Source organism: Streptomyces katrae, from assembly GCF_000717655.1.
In the GTDB taxonomy this organism is placed as follows: Bacteria; Actinomycetota; Actinomycetes; order Streptomycetales; family Streptomycetaceae; genus Streptomyces; species Streptomyces katrae_B.
Genome location: NZ_JNZY01000004.1, coordinates 1 through 19,533 on the forward strand (window position 1 = coordinate 1; position 19,533 = coordinate 19,533).

20 protein-coding genes are annotated in these 19,533 nt (G+C 72.3%); 10 read left to right on the forward strand and 10 right to left on the reverse strand.

Going from position 1 to position 19,533, the window contains the following annotated elements; all coding sequences use genetic code 11:
• Nucleotides 1–395 precede the first annotated feature (395 nt).
• Entirely contained in the window at nucleotides 396–938 is a 543-nt protein-coding gene (locus IF09_RS0106405) for a DoxX family protein (RefSeq protein ID WP_051832144.1), read from the reverse strand.
• 515 nt (nucleotides 939–1,453) lie between these two features.
• Here IF09_RS0106405 and IF09_RS45485 point away from each other — a divergent pair.
• The gene (locus IF09_RS45485) at nucleotides 1,454–1,591 is read left to right on the forward strand and encodes a hypothetical protein (protein ID WP_158709917.1); all 138 of its coding nucleotides are present in this window, start codon (nucleotides 1,454–1,456) and stop codon (nucleotides 1,589–1,591) included.
• 13 nt (nucleotides 1,592–1,604) lie between these two features.
• On the opposite strand, the gene IF09_RS0106415 is transcribed toward IF09_RS45485, so the two are convergent.
• Nucleotides 1,605–2,699: a WD40/YVTN/BNR-like repeat-containing protein gene (locus IF09_RS0106415; protein WP_030292808.1), complete on the reverse strand. Its 1,095-nt coding sequence runs from the start codon at nucleotides 2,697–2,699 to the stop codon at nucleotides 1,605–1,607.
• 95 nt (nucleotides 2,700–2,794) lie between these two features.
• On the opposite strand from IF09_RS0106415, the gene IF09_RS0106420 reads away from it, so the two are divergent.
• The 4 genes from IF09_RS0106420 to IF09_RS0106435 all read left to right on the forward strand — a co-directional run bounded on the left by IF09_RS0106420 (nucleotide 2,795) and on the right by IF09_RS0106435 (nucleotide 6,854).
• Nucleotides 2,795–3,211 (forward strand): (4Fe-4S)-binding protein, encoded by a 417-nt coding sequence (locus tag IF09_RS0106420; RefSeq protein ID WP_030292810.1) that lies wholly within the window; start codon nucleotides 2,795–2,797, stop codon nucleotides 3,209–3,211.
• Nucleotides 3,212–3,399: 188 nt separating this feature from the next.
• Complete coding sequence (locus IF09_RS0106425; RefSeq protein ID WP_030292811.1) at nucleotides 3,400–3,816, forward strand: SsgA family sporulation/cell division regulator; 417 nt, start codon at nucleotides 3,400–3,402, stop codon at nucleotides 3,814–3,816.
• A 203-nt stretch (nucleotides 3,817–4,019) separates the two neighbouring features.
• Nucleotides 4,020–5,660, forward strand: a complete 1,641-nt coding sequence (locus IF09_RS0106430; RefSeq protein WP_030292813.1) for an ABC-F family ATP-binding cassette domain-containing protein — start codon at nucleotides 4,020–4,022, stop codon at nucleotides 5,658–5,660.
• A 222-nt stretch (nucleotides 5,661–5,882) separates the two neighbouring features.
• On the forward strand, nucleotides 5,883–6,854 hold the full coding sequence (locus tag IF09_RS0106435) for an acyl-ACP desaturase (RefSeq protein ID WP_030292815.1): 972 nt from the start codon (nucleotides 5,883–5,885) through the stop codon (nucleotides 6,852–6,854).
• Nucleotides 6,855–6,955: 101 nt separating this feature from the next.
• Here IF09_RS0106435 and IF09_RS0106440 read toward each other — a convergent pair whose 3' ends face one another.
• From IF09_RS0106440 to ligD, 3 genes are all read right to left on the reverse strand, one after another.
• Entirely contained in the window at nucleotides 6,956–7,213 is a 258-nt protein-coding gene (locus IF09_RS0106440) for a WhiB family transcriptional regulator (RefSeq protein WP_106975002.1), read from the reverse strand.
• An 86-nt stretch (nucleotides 7,214–7,299) separates the two neighbouring features.
• Nucleotides 7,300–8,094 (reverse strand): VOC family protein, encoded by a 795-nt coding sequence (locus IF09_RS0106445; protein ID WP_030292820.1) that lies wholly within the window; start codon nucleotides 8,092–8,094, stop codon nucleotides 7,300–7,302.
• 56 nt (nucleotides 8,095–8,150) lie between these two features.
• Nucleotides 8,151–9,170, reverse strand: a complete 1,020-nt coding sequence (ligD, locus tag IF09_RS0106450; RefSeq protein WP_030292821.1) for a non-homologous end-joining DNA ligase — start codon at nucleotides 9,168–9,170, stop codon at nucleotides 8,151–8,153.
• Between the two features lie 75 nt (nucleotides 9,171–9,245).
• On the opposite strand from ligD, the gene IF09_RS0106455 reads away from it, so the two are divergent.
• A complete protein-coding gene (locus IF09_RS0106455) occupies nucleotides 9,246–10,319 on the forward strand; it encodes an ATP-dependent DNA ligase (RefSeq protein ID WP_030292823.1) in 1,074 nt (357 codons plus the stop codon).
• Nucleotides 10,320–10,349: 30 nt separating this feature from the next.
• Here IF09_RS0106455 and IF09_RS0106460 read toward each other — a convergent pair whose 3' ends face one another.
• On the reverse strand, nucleotides 10,350–11,777 hold the full coding sequence (locus IF09_RS0106460; RefSeq protein ID WP_030292825.1) for an NAD(P)-binding protein: 1,428 nt from the start codon (nucleotides 11,775–11,777) through the stop codon (nucleotides 10,350–10,352).
• 103 nt (nucleotides 11,778–11,880) lie between these two features.
• A complete protein-coding gene (locus tag IF09_RS0106465) occupies nucleotides 11,881–12,891 on the reverse strand; it encodes an NAD(P)/FAD-dependent oxidoreductase (protein ID WP_063607317.1) in 1,011 nt (336 codons plus the stop codon).
• A gap of 66 nt (nucleotides 12,892–12,957) precedes the next feature.
• Between IF09_RS0106465 and IF09_RS0106470 the strand changes: the two genes are divergently transcribed.
• From IF09_RS0106470 to IF09_RS0106485, 4 genes are all read left to right on the forward strand, one after another.
• Nucleotides 12,958–13,620, forward strand: coding sequence for a helix-turn-helix domain-containing protein (locus tag IF09_RS0106470; RefSeq protein WP_051832146.1), 663 nt, complete (start codon nucleotides 12,958–12,960; stop codon nucleotides 13,618–13,620).
• Complete coding sequence (locus tag IF09_RS0106475) at nucleotides 13,620–14,120, forward strand: nucleotide triphosphate diphosphatase NUDT15 (protein ID WP_037634176.1); 501 nt, start codon at nucleotides 13,620–13,622, stop codon at nucleotides 14,118–14,120. Before IF09_RS0106470 ends, IF09_RS0106475 begins: the two co-directional genes overlap by 1 nt.
• A 91-nt stretch (nucleotides 14,121–14,211) precedes the next feature.
• On the forward strand, nucleotides 14,212–14,484 hold the full coding sequence (locus tag IF09_RS0106480) for a DUF6400 family protein (protein ID WP_030292833.1): 273 nt from the start codon (nucleotides 14,212–14,214) through the stop codon (nucleotides 14,482–14,484).
• Nucleotides 14,471–14,728: a hypothetical protein gene (locus tag IF09_RS0106485; protein ID WP_030292834.1), complete on the forward strand. Its 258-nt coding sequence runs from the start codon at nucleotides 14,471–14,473 to the stop codon at nucleotides 14,726–14,728. Before IF09_RS0106480 ends, IF09_RS0106485 begins: the two co-directional genes overlap by 14 nt.
• A 37-nt stretch (nucleotides 14,729–14,765) precedes the next feature.
• On the opposite strand, the gene IF09_RS0106490 is transcribed toward IF09_RS0106485, so the two are convergent.
• From IF09_RS0106490 to IF09_RS0106500, 3 genes are all read right to left on the reverse strand, one after another.
• The gene (locus IF09_RS0106490) at nucleotides 14,766–16,838 is read right to left on the reverse strand and encodes an MDR family MFS transporter (protein ID WP_030292836.1); all 2,073 of its coding nucleotides are present in this window, start codon (nucleotides 16,836–16,838) and stop codon (nucleotides 14,766–14,768) included.
• An 84-nt stretch (nucleotides 16,839–16,922) separates the two neighbouring features.
• Nucleotides 16,923–18,278: a 6-phospho-beta-glucosidase gene (locus IF09_RS0106495; protein WP_030292837.1), complete on the reverse strand. Its 1,356-nt coding sequence runs from the start codon at nucleotides 18,276–18,278 to the stop codon at nucleotides 16,923–16,925.
• A gap of 128 nt (nucleotides 18,279–18,406) precedes the next feature.
• A complete protein-coding gene (locus IF09_RS0106500; protein ID WP_234320898.1) occupies nucleotides 18,407–19,393 on the reverse strand; it encodes a helix-turn-helix domain-containing protein in 987 nt (328 codons plus the stop codon).
• Nucleotides 19,394–19,533 lie beyond the last annotated feature (140 nt).

Here is a 19,533-nt window from a genome sequence, read left to right on the forward strand (position 1 = left end):
GGTTCATGTTCCGATTGGCCCAGATCAGAGATGCCGAGCAGGAGCCCCTGTCCATCCGGAGCCAGTCCCCAGGACCACGGAGGTGGAGCAGGATGGTGCTGGGGGAAGGCTACGGTCCCCTGAAGGGCCCATAGGCACCCTTTCCGGACCCAGGCAGGGTCAACCTGCACCAAACAGCGGCCAGATGCGCATGTCGGTAGGAGTGGGCCCGCAGGCGCCCCAGATCGCTACGCGCTCCTCATCTCTCAGCGTCCGACGATCGTCTGGGGCCGCTCTAAGCCGCCCACGATCGCCACCTGTTCCCTGACGAGGCGACCGTGGGCTGTTTGTCATGGCGCGTGCCCCGAGTGGGAGGTTGAGGAATCCGGCAGCGGACTCCGTCTGACGCCTTGGGGTCAGTCGCGGATGAGGAGGACGGTGAAACCCACTACGACTCCCAGCAGCAGTCCGAGGAAGGAGTACCGGGCCCGCGACTCGCGTAGGACGGGGAGGAAGCGGTCGACGGAGAAGCGGCCCGGCCCGGTGAGGGTGAGGGCGACGACCCCGGCGAAGAGCACCGACTCGAGTTCCACACCCTTCGGGGCGAAGTAGGCGCTCAAGCCCCGGACTGCGAGGACGTTGATGAACGTACCGGTCAGAGCCGCGCCGGCGAGCGGAGTGAGCAGGCCGAGGGCGAGCCCGAGGCCACCCAGGGTTTCCGAGAGGCCGGCGATGACGGCCATGGCATCCCCGGCGGGATAGCCGCTCATCGAGAAGCCCTTGCCGGTCGCGGTGAGGCCCGGGCCCTTGAACCAGCCGAAGAGCTTCTGGGTGCCGTGGCCGGCGATGGTGAGGCCGACGACGAGCCGAAGCACGAGCAGGCCGGTGTCGTGCGTGGCGGTGGTGCCAGGAGTCGAGGTGGCACGAAAGATCGTGCGATCCCGCAGTTCGTACGCCATGAACGTCCGTTCTTCCGTCCCCTGCAAACGACGGCCACCCTATGGCGCTCGCCCGAAATGCCCAGGCCGCAACGTCGTCCCACCACATCGTCGACCCGTTCGGCGCAGACCGACCACGCCCTCGCAACGTTGCAGTCCCCACCCCAGACGGCCGTCGGACGCCGAGAGATGAGGAGCGCGTAGCGATCTGGGGCGCGCGGGCCCACTCCTGCCGGCATGGTCATCTGGTCGCTGTCTGGTGCAGGTTGACCCTGCCCGGGCCCGGAAAGTGCTTCCTATGGGCCCTTCAGGGGACCGTGGCCTCCCCCTGGCCCCATCCTGCTCCCCTCCGTGGTCCTGGGGACTGGCTCCGGACGACAGGGGCTGCCGGGCGGCATCTCTGATCTGGGCTGGTCGGAATCCGGACCCCCCTGGCCATCCTTCGGGGGCGTCCCGGCAGTCTGTTGGCATTCCGGGGCGGGCCGGGCAGTCAAGGGTGGCCGAAGGCCATCGCGAAGCGACGCGACGACGAACGCGTGGACCCCGCCCCCGCCCCTATCCCGATCGACTCGCCGACCCCGAGCACGCACCGCGACAACCCCTGGAACACCCCCGCGGCGGCGATCCCGCACAACACGACGCACGACAACCCGCAGAAGGCCCAACAGCCCTGATAACCCGTCAGGATCATTCCGCTCCGGCTCCCAGCCGGACTTCCAGCCTCCCCACCCTCCCCTTCTCCCCCGCCGCCCAGCAGCCCCCGTCACCCGCACAGTCGACGGTGTCGAACGAGCCGGCCTCGAGCGGCCGCCAGCTCCTGCCGCCGTCCGTCGTGACGTCCGTGCCGGTCGGGCCCACCGCCAGGGCCGCGTCGTGCAGGTGCGGGAGCCAGGCCGCGCCCGAGCGGTATGACGGCGGTGGGGTGTGGGCCGGGCGCCAGGTGCGGCCCGCGTCCGCCGAGACGGCCGCGGCCTGCGGGGAGGCTTCGCCGGTGCGGTAGTCGCCGCCGACCGCGAGGCCCCTCGTACGGTCGCGGAAGGCCAGCGCGAAGACCCCCTTGGCCGGGTCGCCCGCCGGGATGCCCGATTCGGCGACCCGCCAGGTGCGGCCGCGGTCCGCCGAGTGCAGGATCCGGGCGGCCGCGCCGCCGCCGGTGGCCAGCCAGACGTCGCGCGACCCCGCGCTCACCAGGCACTGGCCGCTCGCCGCGAAGCCCGCCTCGCCCGCCAGGGCGTCCGGCATGCCCGCACTCGGCAGGACCGACCAGTTCCGGCCGCCGTCGTCCGTCGACAGGATCCGGAACCTGTCGTCCACCGGGTCGCTCATGGCCAGCCCGTGCCGGGAGTCGAAGAAGGTGAGGCAGTCGTAGAAGGCGCGCGGGTCGGGGTTGCGGAAGGTCTCGGTCCAGGTGGCGCCGCCGTCCTCGGTGCGCAGCACCCGTGACGCCTCGCCCTCCCCGATGGAGAGGGCCACCGCACGCCGCGCGTCGAAGGCCTCGATGTCGCGCAGCTCCAGGCCTTCCGCGACCGCGCCCGGGGGTGAGACGTCGCGCCAGCTGCGGCCGCCGTCCACGGTGCGCAGCACCGTGCCCTTGGAGCCTGCCACCCAGGCCGTGGAGCGACTGACCGCCGCCAGGCCGCGGAAGCGGGAGTCCTTGCCGGTCTCCTTCAGCGCCCAGCCCACGCCCCGCAACCCCTGCGCGTCGTACCCCTGCACGTCGTGCGCGTCCTCCGCGTACGCGGGGGCGGCCAGCAGCCCCACTGTCAGAGCCGCCGCGGCCATGCCAACTCCCAGAAGTCTCATGGCGCCGGAAGCTAATGCACCCCGGATCCGGCGTCCAGGGTGCATCCGGGTCGCCGCGTTCCTAGGCTGGGGCCATGCCATCCAAGGAACCCAAGGCCTACGACGGCAAGCGCATCACCGTCACGTACGACACCGGCCGGTGTCTGCACGCCGCCGAGTGCGTGGGCGGGCTGCCCGAGGTGTTCGACTCGGGGAAGCGTCCGTGGGTGCAGCCCGACGGGGCCGAGCCGGAGCGGGTGGCCGAGGTGATCCGCCGCTGCCCCTCGGGCGCGCTGCAGTACCGGTTCGCGGACGAGGGGCCGGCCGAGGAGCCGGACCGGCCGACCGCCGTCGTACGGTCGGCCGCCGGCCAGCTCGTGATGCGCGGCGATCTGCACGTGACGACGCCCGACGGGACCGTCCGCAGGGAGACCAGGGCAGTGCTTTGCGCCTGTGGAGTGAGCGGGAACCAGCCGTTCTGCGACCATTCCGGAGCGTGCGGCAGCGGCTGAGCCCCCTTGGCGCGCATCCGCTCCCACCACCTCACGCCATTACTCTGTGCAATCAAACGGACGCGTTCCAGCCAATCGGTGACACAGCTCACGTCAGTTCGCGTGCACGGATTTGCCGATTCCGGCGTCTATCCGGTTGCCGGGTTCCACCCACGCCCGGCAGCAGATCCGCCGCAAGGGAGCGAGCCTTGATCACTGTTATCGAGCAGGCCGTGCAGGCCCGTCTGGTCGCCACCGCCCCGAAGGTCGAGACCGTACCCGTCACGCTCTGCTACGACCGCGCAGATCCCTTCGCCGTGCGCATGGCCTTCCCCGCCCCCGCCACCCTCGAGGGCATCGAGGTCTCGTGGACCTTCGCGCGCGAGCTCCTCGAGTCGGGGCTGGACCGCCCGACGGGGTGCGGCGACGTGCGGGTGCGGCCGTACGACATCGACCGGACCACGATCGAGTTCCACGCGCCCGAGGGCGTGGCGATCGTGCTGATGCTGACGGCCGAACTGCACCTGTTCCTGGAACGGGCCGCGACGGTCGTCCCGCCGGGTCTGGAGCACCTGTACCTCGACATGGACCACAGCCTGGCCGAGCTGATGCGCGACCCGCGCTGAGGGCGGGCCCCACCTCCTGCCCGCCCGCTCCCCCGCGCTTAATTCGTTTGCGGGCGGCTCAGGCCGCCCGTAGCTTCGTAGACGCCCCACCGCCGTCGAAACGGAGCAGGACATTGGACTTCTGAGGTCCGAGACACCGACCCACCCGGCCGTCGGCTGTCTCCCCGCGTTGCACGCACCACTCACGCAACCTGGAGGCCTCCATGTCCCATACCCCTGCTTTCATCACGTGTTCCGCCCTGTCCTTCGACTGGCCCGACGGCACCCCCGTCTTCGAGGGCTTCGACCTGGCCGTCGGTCCTGGCCGTACCGGCCTCATCGGGCTCAACGGCTGCGGGAAGTCCACCCTGCTGAAGCTCGTCGCTGGTGAACTGACCCCGTCCGACGGCCAGTTGTCCGTGGCCGGAACCATCGGGCACCTTCCTCAGAGCGTCACCCTCGACACCGCCCTGCGCGTGGACGAGGCGCTCGGCATCCGCGCCATCCGCACCGCCCTGCACGCCATCGAGGCGGGCGAGGCCTCCGAGGCGAACTTCGCCACGGTGGGCGACGACTGGGACGTCGAGGAGCGGGCCCTGGCCACGCTCGACCAGCTCGGGCTCGCCCGGATCGGCCTGGACCGTACGGTCGGCGAACTCTCCGGGGGCGAATGCGTGTTGCTGCGCCTCGCGGCCCTGCTCCTGGCCCGGCCCGACGTCCTGCTGCTGGACGAGCCGACGAACAACCTCGACCTGCGCGCCCGGCGCCGCCTGTACGCGGCGGTCGAGTCCTGGTCCGGGGTGCTGCTCCTGGTCAGCCACGACCGGGAGCTGCTGGAGCGGGTCGACCAGATCGCCGACCTGCACGACGGCGAAGTCCGCTGGTACGGAGGGAACTTCACTGCGTACGAGGAGCAGCTCGCCGCCGAGCAGGACGCGGCCGAGCGGATGGTCCGGGTCGCGGAGGCCGACGTACAGCGGCAGAAGCGGGAACTGTCCGACGCGCACATGAAGTTGGCGCGGCGCAAGCGGTACGGCCAGAAGATGTACGACTCGAAGCGCGAGCCGAAGATCGTCATGGGCGCCCGCAAGCGCGCCGCCCAGGAGTCGGCGGGCAAGCACCGCATCATGCACACCGAAAAGCTGGCGCAGGCGAAGGAGCGGCTGGACCAGGCGGTGGAGGCGGTCCGGGACGACGACGAGATCCGGATCAGGCTGCCCGCCACACAGGTCCCGCCGGGGCGCCGGGTCCTGACCCTGAGCGATGTGCACCTGGTGCACGGGGCCAGGGCTGCGGGTGAGTGGGAGCTGCGCGGTCCGGAGCGGATCGCGCTGGTGGGCCGCAACGGTTCGGGCAAGACGACCCTGCTGCGCACGATCGCGGGCCTGCTCGCGCCGGCGTCCGGCGAGGCGCTGACCCATGTGCCGACGCGGTTCCTGCCGCAGCGGCTGGACGTGCTCGACGAGAGCCGTTCGGTGGTGGAGAACGTGGCGCGGTTCGCCCCGCAGGCCTCGAACAATCTGATCCGGGCGCGGCTCGCGCACTTCCTGTTCCGGGGCGCCCGGGCGGACCGGCCTGCGGGCACGCTGTCGGGCGGCGAGCGGTTCCGGGCGGCGCTGGCGGCGCTGCTGCTGGCGGAGCCGGCTCCGCAGCTGCTGATGCTGGACGAGCCGACGAACAACCTGGACCTGGCGAGCGTGCGGCAGCTGGCGGGCGCGCTGGAGTCGTACGAGGGCGCACTGCTGGTCGCGAGCCACGACGTGCCGTTCCTGGAGTCGATCGGGATCACGCGGTGGCTGCTGCTCGACGGCGAGATGCGGCCGACCACGGCCGAGGAGGTGCGGGAGACGCTCTGGCACGAGTGACGGGCGTGGTGGTCCCCGCCGTCAAGGACGGTCCCGGGGACCACCTGTCGGCGTGACTTTCGCTCCCCGACGCCCCTCCAGCACGCCTACAAACTGCGTAGATAACCGGATGTAACCGGTCATATGAACGCCTGGGGCTTGGCGGCTCCTCACGCTCCGCTTAACCTACGGGTTCGTAGGCTACGGAACCGTAGGTAATTCGCTTTGTCCCCAGGAGCACCCGTGACGATCACCTCTCCCCACCTCGGCAGCTCGGAGGCGTGGACAGACGCCAAGCTGCTGTACGCGCTGGAAGAGGTGGTCGAGCAGGAACTCAACCGCCATCTGAAGGTCACCAAGGACTGGATGCCCCACGAGTACGTCCCGTGGAGCGACGGCCGGAACTTCCCGGGCTTCTTCGAGGACGGGGAGGCCTGGGACCCGGAGCAGTCCAAGGTCACCGACATCGGCAAGATCGCGCTGGTCGTGAACCTGCTGACCGAGGACAACCTCCCCAGCTACCACCACGAGATCGCCACGCTCTTCGGGCGCAACGGCGCCTGGGGCACCTGGGTGCACCGCTGGACGGCCGAGGAGGGCCGCCACGGCATCGTGATGCGCGACTACCTGCTGGCCTCGCGCGCCGTGGACCCGGACAAGCTGGAAGCGTTCCGCATGCAGCACATGTCGGAGGGCTTCGAGTCCGACAACCGGCACTCGATGCTGCACTCCGTGGCGTACGTGGCCTTCCAGGAGCTCGCGACCCGCATCTCGCACCGCAACACCGGCCACCAGTCCGGTGACCCGGTCTGCGACCGGATGCTGGCCCGCATCGCGCAGGACGAGAACCTGCACATGATCTTCTACCGGAACCTGCTGGGCGCCGCCTTCGAGATCGCCCCGGACCCGACGATGCAGGCCGTGCGCGACGTCGTGGTCAACTTCCGGATGCCCGGACACGGCATGCCCGGCTTCGAGCGCATGGCCGCCCAGATGGCGATCGGCGGGGTCTACAACCTGCGGATCCACCACGACGACGTGCTGAGCCCCGTGATCCGCTTCCTGAAGATCATGGACATCGACGGTCTCGGCCCCGAGGGCCAGAAGGCCCAGGAGGAGCTGGGGCTGTTCATGAACGGCCTGGACTCCGAGGCCCGCAAGTTCGACGAGCGCCTGGCCGCCCGCGCGGCCCGTATCGCGGCCCGCAAGGCCTGACGGCCCGGACCCTCAGCCCGTCACCGAAACCCTGGCAGAGCCGTACTCCGCCAGGGTTTCGTGCTGCTCGGCCGTCGGGCCTGTGCGGCCCTCGTGCCCGGTCAGCTGCGCGGGCGCAGGGCGAGGCGCTCCGACTCCGAGAGGCCGCCCCAGACGCCGAAGCGCTCGTCGTTGGCCAGGGCGTACTCCAGGCATGCCACGCGGCCCTCGCACGCCCCGCACAGCCGCTTCGCGTCCCGCAGGGACGAGCCGGGCTCCGGGAAGAAGAAGCCCGGGCCCGTCTGGGCGCAGAGGGCGAGGTCGTACCAGGCGGGCGCGGTGGTGGCGGTGGTGGCGGTGGTGGCGGTAGCGGTGTTCATCGACATGCCGGAGATACTCACGGCCGCCGATGGACGTCCGATCAACGCCTGATCAACACCGGCTCACTCCGGGCCCTCCGCAGGGCTCAGGCCCCTGCCGCAGGAGCGCTGGCAATGACCGCGAACCGCGCACCGTAGGGGTCCGCCAGCTTCGCGAAGCGGCCGACGCCCTCCATGAACACCGGCGACAGCCGGACCTTGCCGCCCGACTCCTCGGCCCTGGCCGCCGTCACATCGCAGTCGGCCACCTCGAAGTACGGGGTCCAGTAGGGGCGTTCGGCGTCCTCCACCGGGTCCGAGCCGATCGGGACCAGGCCGCCGAAGGCCGCCTCGTCGGGCGTGCCGGCCGCCTTGACCACCGTGTACGAGCCGCCTTCGAAGGGCATCTCGCTGATTTCCCAGCCGAAGACCGAGCCGTAGAAGGCCGCGGCCGCCTGCACGTCGGCCGTGTACAGCTCGGTCCAGCACAGGGTGCCGACGTCGGTGACCGCGCCGAGGCCCTCGATCCTGCCCGGCTGCCAGATCGAGAACGTGACCCCCGCCGGGTCGGCGAAGATCGCCATCCGGCCGAGGCCCATGACGTTCCGGGGTTCGACCGCGACCGTGCCGCCCGCCTCGACCACGGCGGCCGCAGTGGCGTCGGCGTCGGAGCTCTGGAAGTACAGCGTCCAGGCGGACCGGACCTCCTCCGGCGCGACGGCCATGGCGCCCGCCACCGTCTTGCCGCCGAGGTGGAACATCGCGTATCCGCCGGCTTCCTCGCCGCCCGGCCGGAAGTCCCAGCCGAACAGCCCGGTGTAGAACCCGGCGGCGCCGTCGAGGTGGGGCGTGCCGAGGTCGACCCAGTTCGGGGAGCCGTCTTTGTAGTCCGTCGTGAGCATGACCCGTACTCCTTCCGTCCTCACTACGAGCATGGCACCCGCCACTGACAGCGGGCTCAGTCCTCGTGCTTCGCGCGGCTCGGCTGGACGCGCGTCGGTTCGCCCGGCATCTTCGGGTAGTCCGGCGGGTACGGCATGTCGCCCAGGCCGTGGTCGTGTTCGTGGCGTTCGGCCAGTTCCAGGGCGGCGTCCAGGGCAAAGGCGTGGTCGTCCATGTCCGCGTGCAGGTCGCCGAGTTCGGCGTAGCGCGCGGGCATGGTGGTGATGTCGAAGTCGCGGGGCTCGGCGGAGTCGATCTCGTCCCAGCGCAGCGGGGCCGAGACCGGGGCGTGCGGGCGCGGGCGTACGGAGTAGGCGGACGCGATGGTGCGGTCGCGGGCGGTCTGGTTGTAGTCGACGAAGATCCGCTCGCCGCGCTCCTCCTTCCACCACGCCGTGGTCACCTTCCCGGGCATCCGCTGCTCCAGCTCCCGGCCGATCGCGATCGCGCAGCGCCGGACCTCGGTGAAGGTCCAGCGCGGCTCGATCGGGATGAAGACGTGCAGGCCGCGCCCGCCCGAGGTCTTGGGCCAGCCGCGCAGGCCCAGGTCCTCCAGTACGTCGCGCAGCTCGTGGGCGCAGATCACCGCGTGGTGGTAGTCGGTGCCCGGCTGCGGGTCCAGGTCGATGCGCAGCTCGTCGGGCCGGTCGGTGTCCTCGCGGCGCACCGGCCAGGGGTGGAAGGTCAGGCAGCCCAGGTTGGCCGCCCACAGCACGGCGGCGGGCTCGGTCGGGCAGATCTCGTCGGCCGTCCGCCCGGAGGGGAATTCGATGTGGGCGGTGGGGATCCAGTCGGGCAGGTTCTTCGGGGCGCGCTTCTGGAAGAAGGACTCGCCCTGCACCCCCTCGGGGTAGCGCTCCAGGGTGGTGGGCCGGTTGCGCAGGGCGCGCGTGATCCCGTCGCCCACGGCCAGGTAGTACTGCGCCACGTCCAGCTTCGTCAGGCCCCGCTCGGGGAAGTAGACCTTGTCCGGGCTGGACAGCCGCACCGTCCGACCGCCCGCCTCCAGCTCGATCGCATTACCGGATGCACCCATGTGCGCCACGGTAGGCGGGCCCGGCCAGGTGCGCATACCGGGCGGACCGGGGCGTACCACCGCAGAATCTAAGACATGGATCTGCCCGTGATGCCGCCCGTGAAGCCGATGCTCGCCAAGTCGGTGGCCAGGATCCCGCCGGGCATGCAGTACGAGGCCAAGTGGGACGGCTTCCGGGCCATCGTGCACCGCGACGGCGACGAGGTGGAGATCGGAAGCCGCACCGGCAAGACCCTGGCCCGGTACTTTCCCGAGCTGGTGACCGCACTCAAGGACAACCTGCCGCCCCGCTGCGTGGTGGACGGCGAGATCGTCATCGTTCAGGGCGGCCGGCTCGACTTCGACCGGCTGACCGAGCGGATCCATCCCGCGCAGTCCCGTGTCGACATGCTGGCGCGGACGACCCCCGCCAGCTTCGTCGCCTTCGACCTGCTCGCGCTCGGTGACGAGGCGCTCCTGGACACCCCGCTCACCGACCGCCGCACCGCCCTCGCCGACGCCCTGTCCACCGCTCGGCCCCCCGTTCATCTCGCGCCCGCGACCACCGACCCCGCGCTCGCGCAGGAGTGGTTCGAGCGGTTCGAGGGCGCCGGGCTCGACGGGGTGATCGCCAAGCCGCTCGATCTGCCCTACCGGCCCGATGCCCGTCTCATGTTCAAGATCAAGCACGAGCGTACGGCCGACGTCGTCATCGCGGGTCTGCGTTTCCACAAGAGCGGTCCGATCGTCGGATCGCTGCTCCTGGGCCTGTACGACACCAGCGGCGCCCTCCAGCACGTGGGGGTCTGCGCCGCCTTCCCCATGAAGCGCCGCGCCGAGCTCGTGGACGAGCTCGCGCCGCTGCGGATGGACGACACCACCGGGCACCCGTGGGCCGCCTGGGCCGAGGAGGCCGCCCACGAGAGCGCCCGGCTGCCCGGCGCGCAGAGCCGCTGGACCGGCACGAAGGACCTCTCCTGGGTGCCGCTGCGGCCCGAACGCGTCTGCGAGGTGGCGTACGACCACATGGAGGGCGACCGCTTCCGGCACACCGCCCAGTTCCGCCGCTGGCGGCCCGACCGCGAACCGGAGAGCTGTACGTACGCCCAGCTCGAGGAGGTCGTCGGCTACGACCTCGCCGAGGTCCTCGGCCCGGCCGCCGGCACGTAGGCCTCCCCGAACCCGGCGCGGGACCCGCCCTCAGGACCCCGCCGTCAGCTTCTCCCACTCCTCCCGGTCCGGGCCCACCGCGTGCGGTGCGTAGTCCGGCCGCGCCGCCAGCCAGCGCGCCACCCGGGCCCGGACCTCCGGGTCCGCGTACGCCCGCTCCGGCCGCTCGGCCAAGTGCCGGACCCGGGCCCGGGCCCGCATCACCTCGGGATCCTCCAGGGCGCACTCGAACAGCGCTGCCACCTCGCGGGCCGTCCCCGTCCGCCCCGCCCGGGTCGCGAACCGCTCGCCGATGGCCGCGTCGGCCACCACCTGGAAGTCGAACCACGGCTTCAGGGTGCGCACGGCCCACGCGTGGTACTCGGCGGCGAAGCGCGCCGACCCCGGGTCCTGGTGCGCCGTACGGGCCACCCTGCGCGCCGCCCACAGCGCGAGCGAGGTGCCCTGCCCCAGCGTCGGGTTGGTGTGCGTGATCGCGTCCCCGACGGGTACGAGTCCGGTGGCCACCGGCCCCTGCTCGTCGACGAGGGCGCTCCACCGGTTGTCCAGGCTCGCCGTGGCCAGTACGCCGGACAGCGGTTCGGCACCCAGGTCCAGCCAGGCCGCACCGGGCGGGAAGGCCCGGGCGGCGGCCTCGAAGACGGCGGGATCGCGCAGCGCCGAGCGGGTGGTGTCCCGGGTGTGGACGAACAGGGTCACGGCGAACACCCGGTTGTCGGCCGGGAAGACCGCGCACCCGGCGAAGGTGCCGCCGGTCACCGCCCAGGGCCGGCGCGGCCCCTCCTCGAGCCCCCCGGGCAGCCGGTACCAGCGGCAGAAGTACGCCAGCCCCGTACGGTGCCGCTCCACGAGAGCCGGGCGGCAGCCCGCCGCGGCCAGCAGCCGCTCGACGCCGCCGCGCCGGCCGCCCGCGTCCACGACGAGGTCCCCCGCGTACGCACCGGCCTGCGTGGTCACGCCCGTCACCCGGACCGCCGCGGCTCCGGGCCCGGTCGGAGTCGACCCGGTCGTCGTCGGCCCGGTCGTCGTCAGCCCGGTCACCGGCTCCCCGTGGTGCATGACGGCCCCCGGTTCGGCGCGCAGGGCCGTGGCCAGCGCGCTCTCCAGCACGATGCGCCGGGCCTGCAGCATCACGAGGTCCTCGTCGCCGGGCCGCTCGGGAGGGCGGACCTCGAACCAGTCCAGCTCGTGCCGTTCGCGGGCGCCGAGCCGCAGCATCTCCGCGTGGACGTCGGGCAGTTCGTCCCGGAGCACGGTGCGGGCCGCGCCGAGCAGGGCGTGCGGCTGGGTGGCCTGCGGGACGCCGGGCCGGTGCCAGCCGAAGAAGTCCCGGTCGAGTGCGGCGCCGGGGGCACGCGCATCCCGTTCGAACAGCTCGGCGGTGTGTCCGCGCCGCACCGCGAGCAGCGCGGTCGCCAGCCCTCCGACACCTCCACCGATGACCAGCACATGTGCCATTGCGCGCCCCCGAGCCTATGAGCCGATGAACGGTACGAAGATCAGACCGCTCAGAGCTTGCACGGACGGGCCCTGACCGAAACCCGCACACCTGTCCGATGCGCTACGCCCCGCCCACGCTCCGGCCCGCGCGGTGGGCCTCGAGGGCCCGCCGGCTTTCCCCCTCGATCAGGTCGGTGTTGATCGCCACGGCCGCACGCACGCCGGCCGCGGCCGCGCCGGCCAGCTGCTCCATCGGACCGGCCACGTTCCCGGCCGCCCAGACGCCCCGCAGCGCGGTGGCCCCGGTCGCCGGATCCGCTTCCAGACAGGTGCCGATCGCCACCCCGGCCCGCTCCACGATGGCGACGGGCAGCCCCAGGCTCGCCGCCACCCCGGCGCGGGCGGTGAACCGCGGCCCCACCACGAGGGCCGTGCACGCCACGGTGCCCCCGTCGGCCAGGGCCACCCCGGCCAGCCGGCCGTCCGCGATCTCGAGGCCGGTCACCTCGCCCTCCGCCACCGCGATGCCGAGGGCGGCCAGCAGCTCCCGGTCCTCGTCGGTGAGCGGCCAGGTGGGGGACAGCAAGGTGACCCGGTCGCTCCAGTTCCGCCACATCTGCGCCTGGTGCACCGCGACGGGGCCGGTGGCCAGCACCGCGATCGGCTCGTCGCGCACCTCCCAGCCGTGGCAGTACGGACAGTGCAGCACGTCCCGCCCCCAGCGCTCCCGGAGCCCGGCGATCTCCGGCAGCTCGTCCACCAGACCGGTGGCGATCAGCAGCCGGCCGGCCCGGACCGCCGCCCCGTCGGCGCACCGGACCAGGAAGCCGCCCCCCGGCAGCCGGTCGGCTGCGAGTGCGGTTCCGGCCGCCCCGGACCGGATCCGGCCCCCGTACCCGGCGACCTCCGACCTCCCCACGGCCAGCAGCTCCGCCGGGCTCGCGCCGTCCCGGCCCAGGTATCCGTGCAAGTGGGCGGCCGGGGCGTTGCGGGGGCTTCCGGAGTCGAGCACGAGTACCGACCGGCGGGCGCGGGCCAGGGTCAGTGCCCCTGCGAGCCCGGCGGCCCCGCCGCCCACGACCACCACGTCGAAGAAGCTCGCCTGCATGTCTCTGTCGGTTGCTTTGTCCATACCGGTGAGGGTGGGGCCGGACCCGCCCGCTTGACAAATGCTCTTGCCGAACCGGCAAATTGAGTCATGGCCACCGAGGAACAGCCGCACCGCGGGCGGGACGACCAGCGGCAGCAGGACGACGAGGAACTCGCGGACGTGCTGAACGCCGTCGGGCCACGGCTGCGCGCCCTGCGCCTGCAGCGCGGCAGCACCCTCGCCCAGCTCGCCGATGCCACCGGAATCTCGCTGTCCACCCTCTCCCGGCTGGAGTCCGGGCAGCGCCGGCCGACCCTGGAGCTGCTGCTTCCACTGGCGAAGGCGCACCGCGTCGCCCTGGACGAGCTGGTCGGCGCCCCGGAGACGGGCGATCCGCGGATCCGTGCGCGCCCCTTCGTCCGGCACGGCTGCACGTACGTGCCGCTCACCCGCAATTTCGGCGGCGTGCACGCGTTCAAGCAGATCCTGCCGCCCCTGCCGGGGCCGTTGGCCGACCCGGAGCTGCAGGTCCACGAGGGTTACGAGTGGCTGTACGTGCTGTCGGGGCAAGTGCGGCTGTTGCTCGGCGAGCACGACCTCGTGCTCGGCGCCGGGGAGGCCGCCGAATTCGACACCCGCACTCCGCACGCCTTCTTCAACGCGGGTCCGCAGCCCGCCGAGTTCCTGAGCCTCTTCGGACCGCAGGGCGAGCGGATGCACGTACGCGCCAGACCCACCACCCCACCGCAGCAGCAAACCGGAGCAGAGTGATGACGACGCCGAACGACCGGCCCGAACGCCCCGCACGGGCCGTCCCGCAGCCCAATGCCGTCGTCGGCGTCGGGCTGGTCGTGACCGACGCCGAGGGCCGGGTGCTGCTCGGGCAGGCGCACGACGGCCACTGGGAGCTGCCCGGCGGGAAGGTCGACCCCGGGGAGAGCTTCGAGCAGGCCGCCGCCCGGGAGCTGGCCGAGGAGACGGATCTGCGGGTGGCTCCCGAGGACGTCCGGATCCTGACCGTCCAGCTCTCCCCGATGGCCGGGGTGACCCGCCTGACCGCCGGGGCGGTCACCACCTCCGCCCGGGGCACCCCCAGGGTCACGGAGCCGCACAAGATCCTGCACTGGCAGTGGTTCGCCCCGGACGGGATCCCGGATGCCCTGTACGCGCCCTCGACGGCGGTCCTGCGCGCGTGGCGCCCCGAGCTGGGGCAGGCCCTGCCGCCCGTCCCGTCGTACGACTACCCGACGCCACAGGGCCCGGCGGCGTAGGACCCGACCCGCCCACAGGGGCGGGCGACCTGCTGTGACATCTCCCACCCCCTCTTGCCACGGGAAAGAAGGCATACCTAAGTTCAGACGTATGGCTCCACACCACCCCACACCCCCCACCGGCCCGGGCACCCCGGCGCTGGTCGACTTCACCGTCGACCTCACCGCGCAGGAGGTGCTCCGACGGGCCCAGGTCATGGAAGCCCTCGGCTCCGACTGGGACCCGATCGAGGTACTGCGCGGGGAGGAGGCGGCGTACGACCTGCTGTACTCCGGCCTCGACGAGGAGCAGCAGCGCGTGTACGACGACCTGGTCGCGGCCGGCGTACTGCCCTCGCGCGGCGGCGGCCATGCTGCCGCTTGACCCGCAGGCGGACCTCGGGCGCCGCGCGTGGGTGACCTGTCCGAGCTGCAACGACAGTCGCGGGTGCGACCCGTGCGAGCAGCAGCGCACGTGCTCCGACCACTGGCGCTACCTGCTGTCCAACACGGGCAGCCTGCTGCACCTGCAGTGCCCGTCCTGCACGCACGTCTGGGTGCACGAGAGCGGTTTCGGCGCGACCCGTTCCCTGTGGAGCCGCATCACCAGCGGCCGCACCGGGCTCTGACCGGCGCGTTCACCCCGCTGCCTGAAGAGGCGGCGGATCACACCCCCGCCGGGGCCTTCTGCGCGAAATGGCCCTCGCGCAGGTCCTCGGCCAGCAGCCGCTTCGCGATCGCGTCGGCCGCCGCCCGGAGTTCCTCGCTCCGCGGGCGGCCGCGGTCCTTCTCCAGCTGGTCGCCGAGCCAGTCGCCCCACGCCTTGGAGATGGTCGCCGCCTCCCGCTCCCCCGCTGCCGTGAGCATGAAGAAGGTGCCCTCGTGGGTCAGGTAGCCCTCCTCGATCATCCGGTCGAAGACGGGCAGCAGGACCTCCGGCGGCACCGAGCGGCGCGAGGCGACGAGCCCGAGGCTGGCGTGCCCGACGGTGCGGGTCATGAGCTCCACCTGCATCACCGCCCAGGCGCCCGCCATGTCCAGCCGGGTGTCCGAGGCGTTCACGATCGCCCGCGCCGTCTCCGGGCCCATGTTCCGGACGAGTTTGCCGACCGCCAGCTCCAGCAGTTTGGCCGAGTCGCCGGAGGCCGTGGCCGGTGAGGCGAAGCCGTCGCCCATGTCCGTGGACGCCGCGCGGGCGGTGTCGCGCAGCCGGACCTGTTTGAGGAAGAGCGCGACGACGAAGCCGACCCCGGCCACCGGCACGGTCCACAGGAACACCGTGTGCAGCGTCTGCGCGTACGCCTCGACGATCGGCCCGGCCGCCGCCGGGTCGAGCCCCTGGACACCCTTGGGGCTCTGGGCCGCCTCCGCCAGCTGCGCCGGATCGCCCCCGGTGGCACGGGCGGCCTCGGCGACGGCCTCCTCCAGTTCCGGGCCCAGGGTATTGGCGTAGATCGTGCCGAAGACGGCGGTGCCGAACGAGCTGCCGAGCGTACGGAAGAACGTGACGCCCGAGGTGGCGGTGCCGAGGTCTGCGTAGTCCACGGTGTTCTGGACGGCGATCGTGAGGACCTGCATGCACAGGCCGATCCCGGTGCCGAGCACGAACATGTACAGGGATTCCAGCCAGGCCCCGGTCTCCGGACCCATCCGGGACAGCAGGTAGAGCCCGATCCCCATCACCAGGCAGCCCACGATGGGGAAGATCCGGTACCGCCCGGTCTTGCTGGTGACGTTGCCGCTGAAGACGGACGCGATCAGCAGGCCGATCACCAGCGGCAGGGTCCGTACGCCCGAGACCGTGGCCGAATCCCCGTCCACGAACTGCAGGTACGTCGGCAGGAACGTCATCGCGCCGAGCATCGCGAAGCCGACCACGAAGCTGAGCACCGAGCAGACCGTGAAGACCGGGTTCCGGAACAGCCGCATCGGCAGCATCGGTTCCACCGCCCGCGTCTCGGCCAGGCAGAACAGGGCCAGGGCCAGCACGCCGAGCACGAAGAGCCCGATGATCGTCGCGGAGCCCCAGGCGTACTCGTTCCCGCCCCAGCTGGTGGCCAGGATCAGCGCGCTGGAGCCCACCGCGACCAGGGCGATGCCCAGGTAGTCGATGCGGGTCCCCCCGGCGGCCCGTACCGAGGGGATGGTCCGGGCCGCCGCGATCACGACCAGGATCGCGATCGGGACGTTCACGTAGAACGCCCACCGCCAGGACAGGTGGTCGGTGAACAGGCCGCCGAGCAGGGGCCCGATGACGGTCGCGACCCCGAAGACGGCGCCGATCGCGCCCTGGTACTTGCCGCGTTCACGCAAGGGGACCACGTCGGCGATCAGGGCCATGGAGGTGACCATGAGGCCGCCTGCGCCGACGCCCTGGACGCCCCGCCACAGGATGAGCAGGGACATGTTGCTCGCCAGGCCGCACAGGAACGAGCCGGTGATGAAGACGATCGCCGAGATCTGGAAGATCAGTTTCCGGCCGAAGAGGTCGCCGAACTTGCCCACGAGCACCGTCGCGACGGTCTCCGCGAGCAGGTACGAGGTCACCACCCACGACATGTGGTCCCCGCCGCCCAGATCCGCCACGATCGTGGGCAGAGCGGTGCCGACGATCGTCTGGTCGAGGGCCGCGAGCAGCACGCCCAGCATGATCGTGCCGAAGACGACGTTGCGCCGGCGCCGGTCGAGCTCAGGAGGCGCCACGGCTGCGGCGGAGGCTTCGGCGGGGGCAGTGGTCACATCTCGCACTCTCACAGCGCCCCCACCCCGCCGCATGCGCACCGGGCCGTACGGGGGATCTCCGGCGGGCCCCCCGGCGCGGGATCAACGCAGGTAGGAGAGCCCCGGGTGCTCCGCCGCGTAGCCGTCCAGGAGCTGCCGCGCCACCCCGACCGAGTCCACCAGGGGGTGCAGCGCGAAGGCCTTGACGGCGTCGGCCCGGGAGCCGCTCGCGGCGGCCGCGAGGACTTCCCGCTCGACCGCCTTGACCGAGGTCACCAGGCCCACCGCGTGCAGCGGCAGCGGGTCCACGGCCACCGGGTGGGCGCCGTTCGCGTCGACCAGGCAGGGCACCTCGATGACGGCCTGCGCGTCGAGCACGGACAGGGTCGAGCGGTTGCGGACGTTGAGGATCAGCGTGGCCCGCTCGTCCCGGGCGATGGCGCGCATCAGCGCGAGCGCGACCTTCTCGTACCCGCCGGACTCCAGATCGCTCTCGTCGCGCTCGCCCGTGCCCGCCGCCTCGCGGTTCTCGGCCATGTACGTGGCCTCCCGCTCGGCCCTGGTCCGGTCCCAGGCGGCCAGCGCCGCCCCGGCCGGCCGGTCCGCGCGGCCCGCCTCGGCGTAGAAGCCGCGCTGCTGGTCGCGCAGGAACGCGCCGCGGGTCTGCTCGGCCTCCGTGTACGCCCGTACGGTGTCACGGTTGAAGTAGTAATAGTGCAGGTACTCGTTGGGGATCGCGCCGAGCGAGCGCAGCCACTCGGCCCCGAACAGCCGGCCCTCCTCGAAGGACTCCAGCGCCTCGGCGTCGGCCAGCAGCCGGGGCAGCTCGTCACGGCCGCCGATGCGCAGTCCGCGGAGCCAGCCCAGGTGGTTGAGGCCGACGTAGTCGATCCAGGCGTCCTCGGGGGGGGCGCCGAGCAGCCGGGCGACGCGCCGGCCGAGCCCCACCGGGGAGTCGCAGATCCCGATCACCCGGTCGCCGAGCTCCTCGGTCATGGCCTCGGTGACCAGCCCCGCCGGGTTGGTGAAGTTGATGACCCAGGCCTCGGGGGCGGTACGGGCGATCCTGCGGGCGATCTCCCGGGCGACCGGCACCGTCCGCAGGCCGTACGCGATCCCGCCCGCGCCGACCGTCTCCTGGCCCAGCACGCCCTCGGCCAGGGCGACCCGCTCGTCCGCGGCGCGCCCCTCGAGGCCGCCGACGCGGATGGCGGAGAAGACGAAGTCGGCCCCGCGCAGGGCCTCGTCGAGGTCCCCGGTGGCGGTGACGGCCGGGGCGTCGGGCGCTCCGGTGGCGGCCGCCTGGTCGGCGAGCACCCGGGCCATGGCGCCGAGCCGGGCGGGGTCCTCGTCGTACAGCGTCACGTGGGTGACCCGGCCCTCGGCATGGTCGCCGAGCAGTGCACCGTAGACGAGCGGCACCCGGAATCCGCCCCCGCCGAGGATGGTCAGCCGCACGCCCTACCGCCCTTCACCCGTGCCACGATCGGTGCCACGATCCGTGGCATCCGCTCCGCGACACGTGATCGCCCATGTTGGAGGGCTCCAGTGTCCCCTGCCGGGCGGCGCGGCGGGGGCTCGGACGCTCAGTCCTCCAGCGACGGGACGGCGCGCAGCCGGGGCCCCTGGTGGAGCGGGGCGGCGGCGCCGGGGACCGGGCCCGCCGCGGCGCCCTGCGGCGCCGAAAGGATCATGGTGATCCGGGTGAGGCCCATCCCGTCGAGCATCCGGCTGGATTCGGCCACGAGCCGGCAGCGTACGTGCCCCCAGCGCGGGTCCCAGTGGCGCACGGTCCGCACGGCCCCGTCGCGCTCGGCGGCATCGGCCCCGTGGGTGCTCAGCCAGTGCGGCACCCCGTAGCGGTAGGCCGCCTCCATGAACGGGTCGCGGGCCACCTCCTGGCGGATGCTGCTCAGGCCCTCGTCCTCCGGAGCGGCGGCGAGCGCGTTCGCGAACTGGGCCAGCAGCGGGACGCACCAGGCCGGTTCGTGGTCCTCCAGCACGGCCGCGGCGTCCGGGTGGAACAGCACGAAGCGCAGGAAGTTGTCGTCCGGCAGGGCGGTCGGGTGGGGGCGCACCGACTGGAAGAGCCTGTCGAACGCCGAGTTGGTGAGTGCCACGTCCCAGCGGTGGTCCACCAGGAAGCTCGGGTAGGGCACGGCTTCCATGAGGGCCGCGTAGTCGCACAGGTAGTCGCGCTGGGCGGGGTCCTGGGGCAGCCGGCTCTCCTCGGCCGCCCGCCACGTCGGCGGCGGGTCGCGGTCGACCATGACGCGGAAGAGCCAGAAGCACTGCCGCTCGCTCATCTCCAAGGCCTCGGCCAGTGCGAGCAGTTTGCGGTCCGTCCACTCCTTGACCAGGCCGCGCTCCCAGTTGCCGTAGGCGCGGACGCTGATACGGAGCCGGGCGGCGAGGTCTTCCTGGCTCAGGCCGAGCTCCTCGCGCCGCTGGCGCAAAATCTCCTTGCGTCGCTCCGACCGCACTGCGCCGCGTGCGGACTCCTCGCCCGCCAGGCGCTCCTCACCGGCTCGGGCGAGGCCATCGGACGGGCCCACCGCTGCGAGATGTGGCACCGAGAGCTCCCCCTCTTCACGGTCTGGATCTTCAATTACCTGTGGCGATCCTGCTACCGACTTCATTCGAGTGTCAACTATCGTGGCAATTCCAGCCTCTTGACAGCTCATTCCCGCCACAGCTGTGGCAAGTTCTGGCC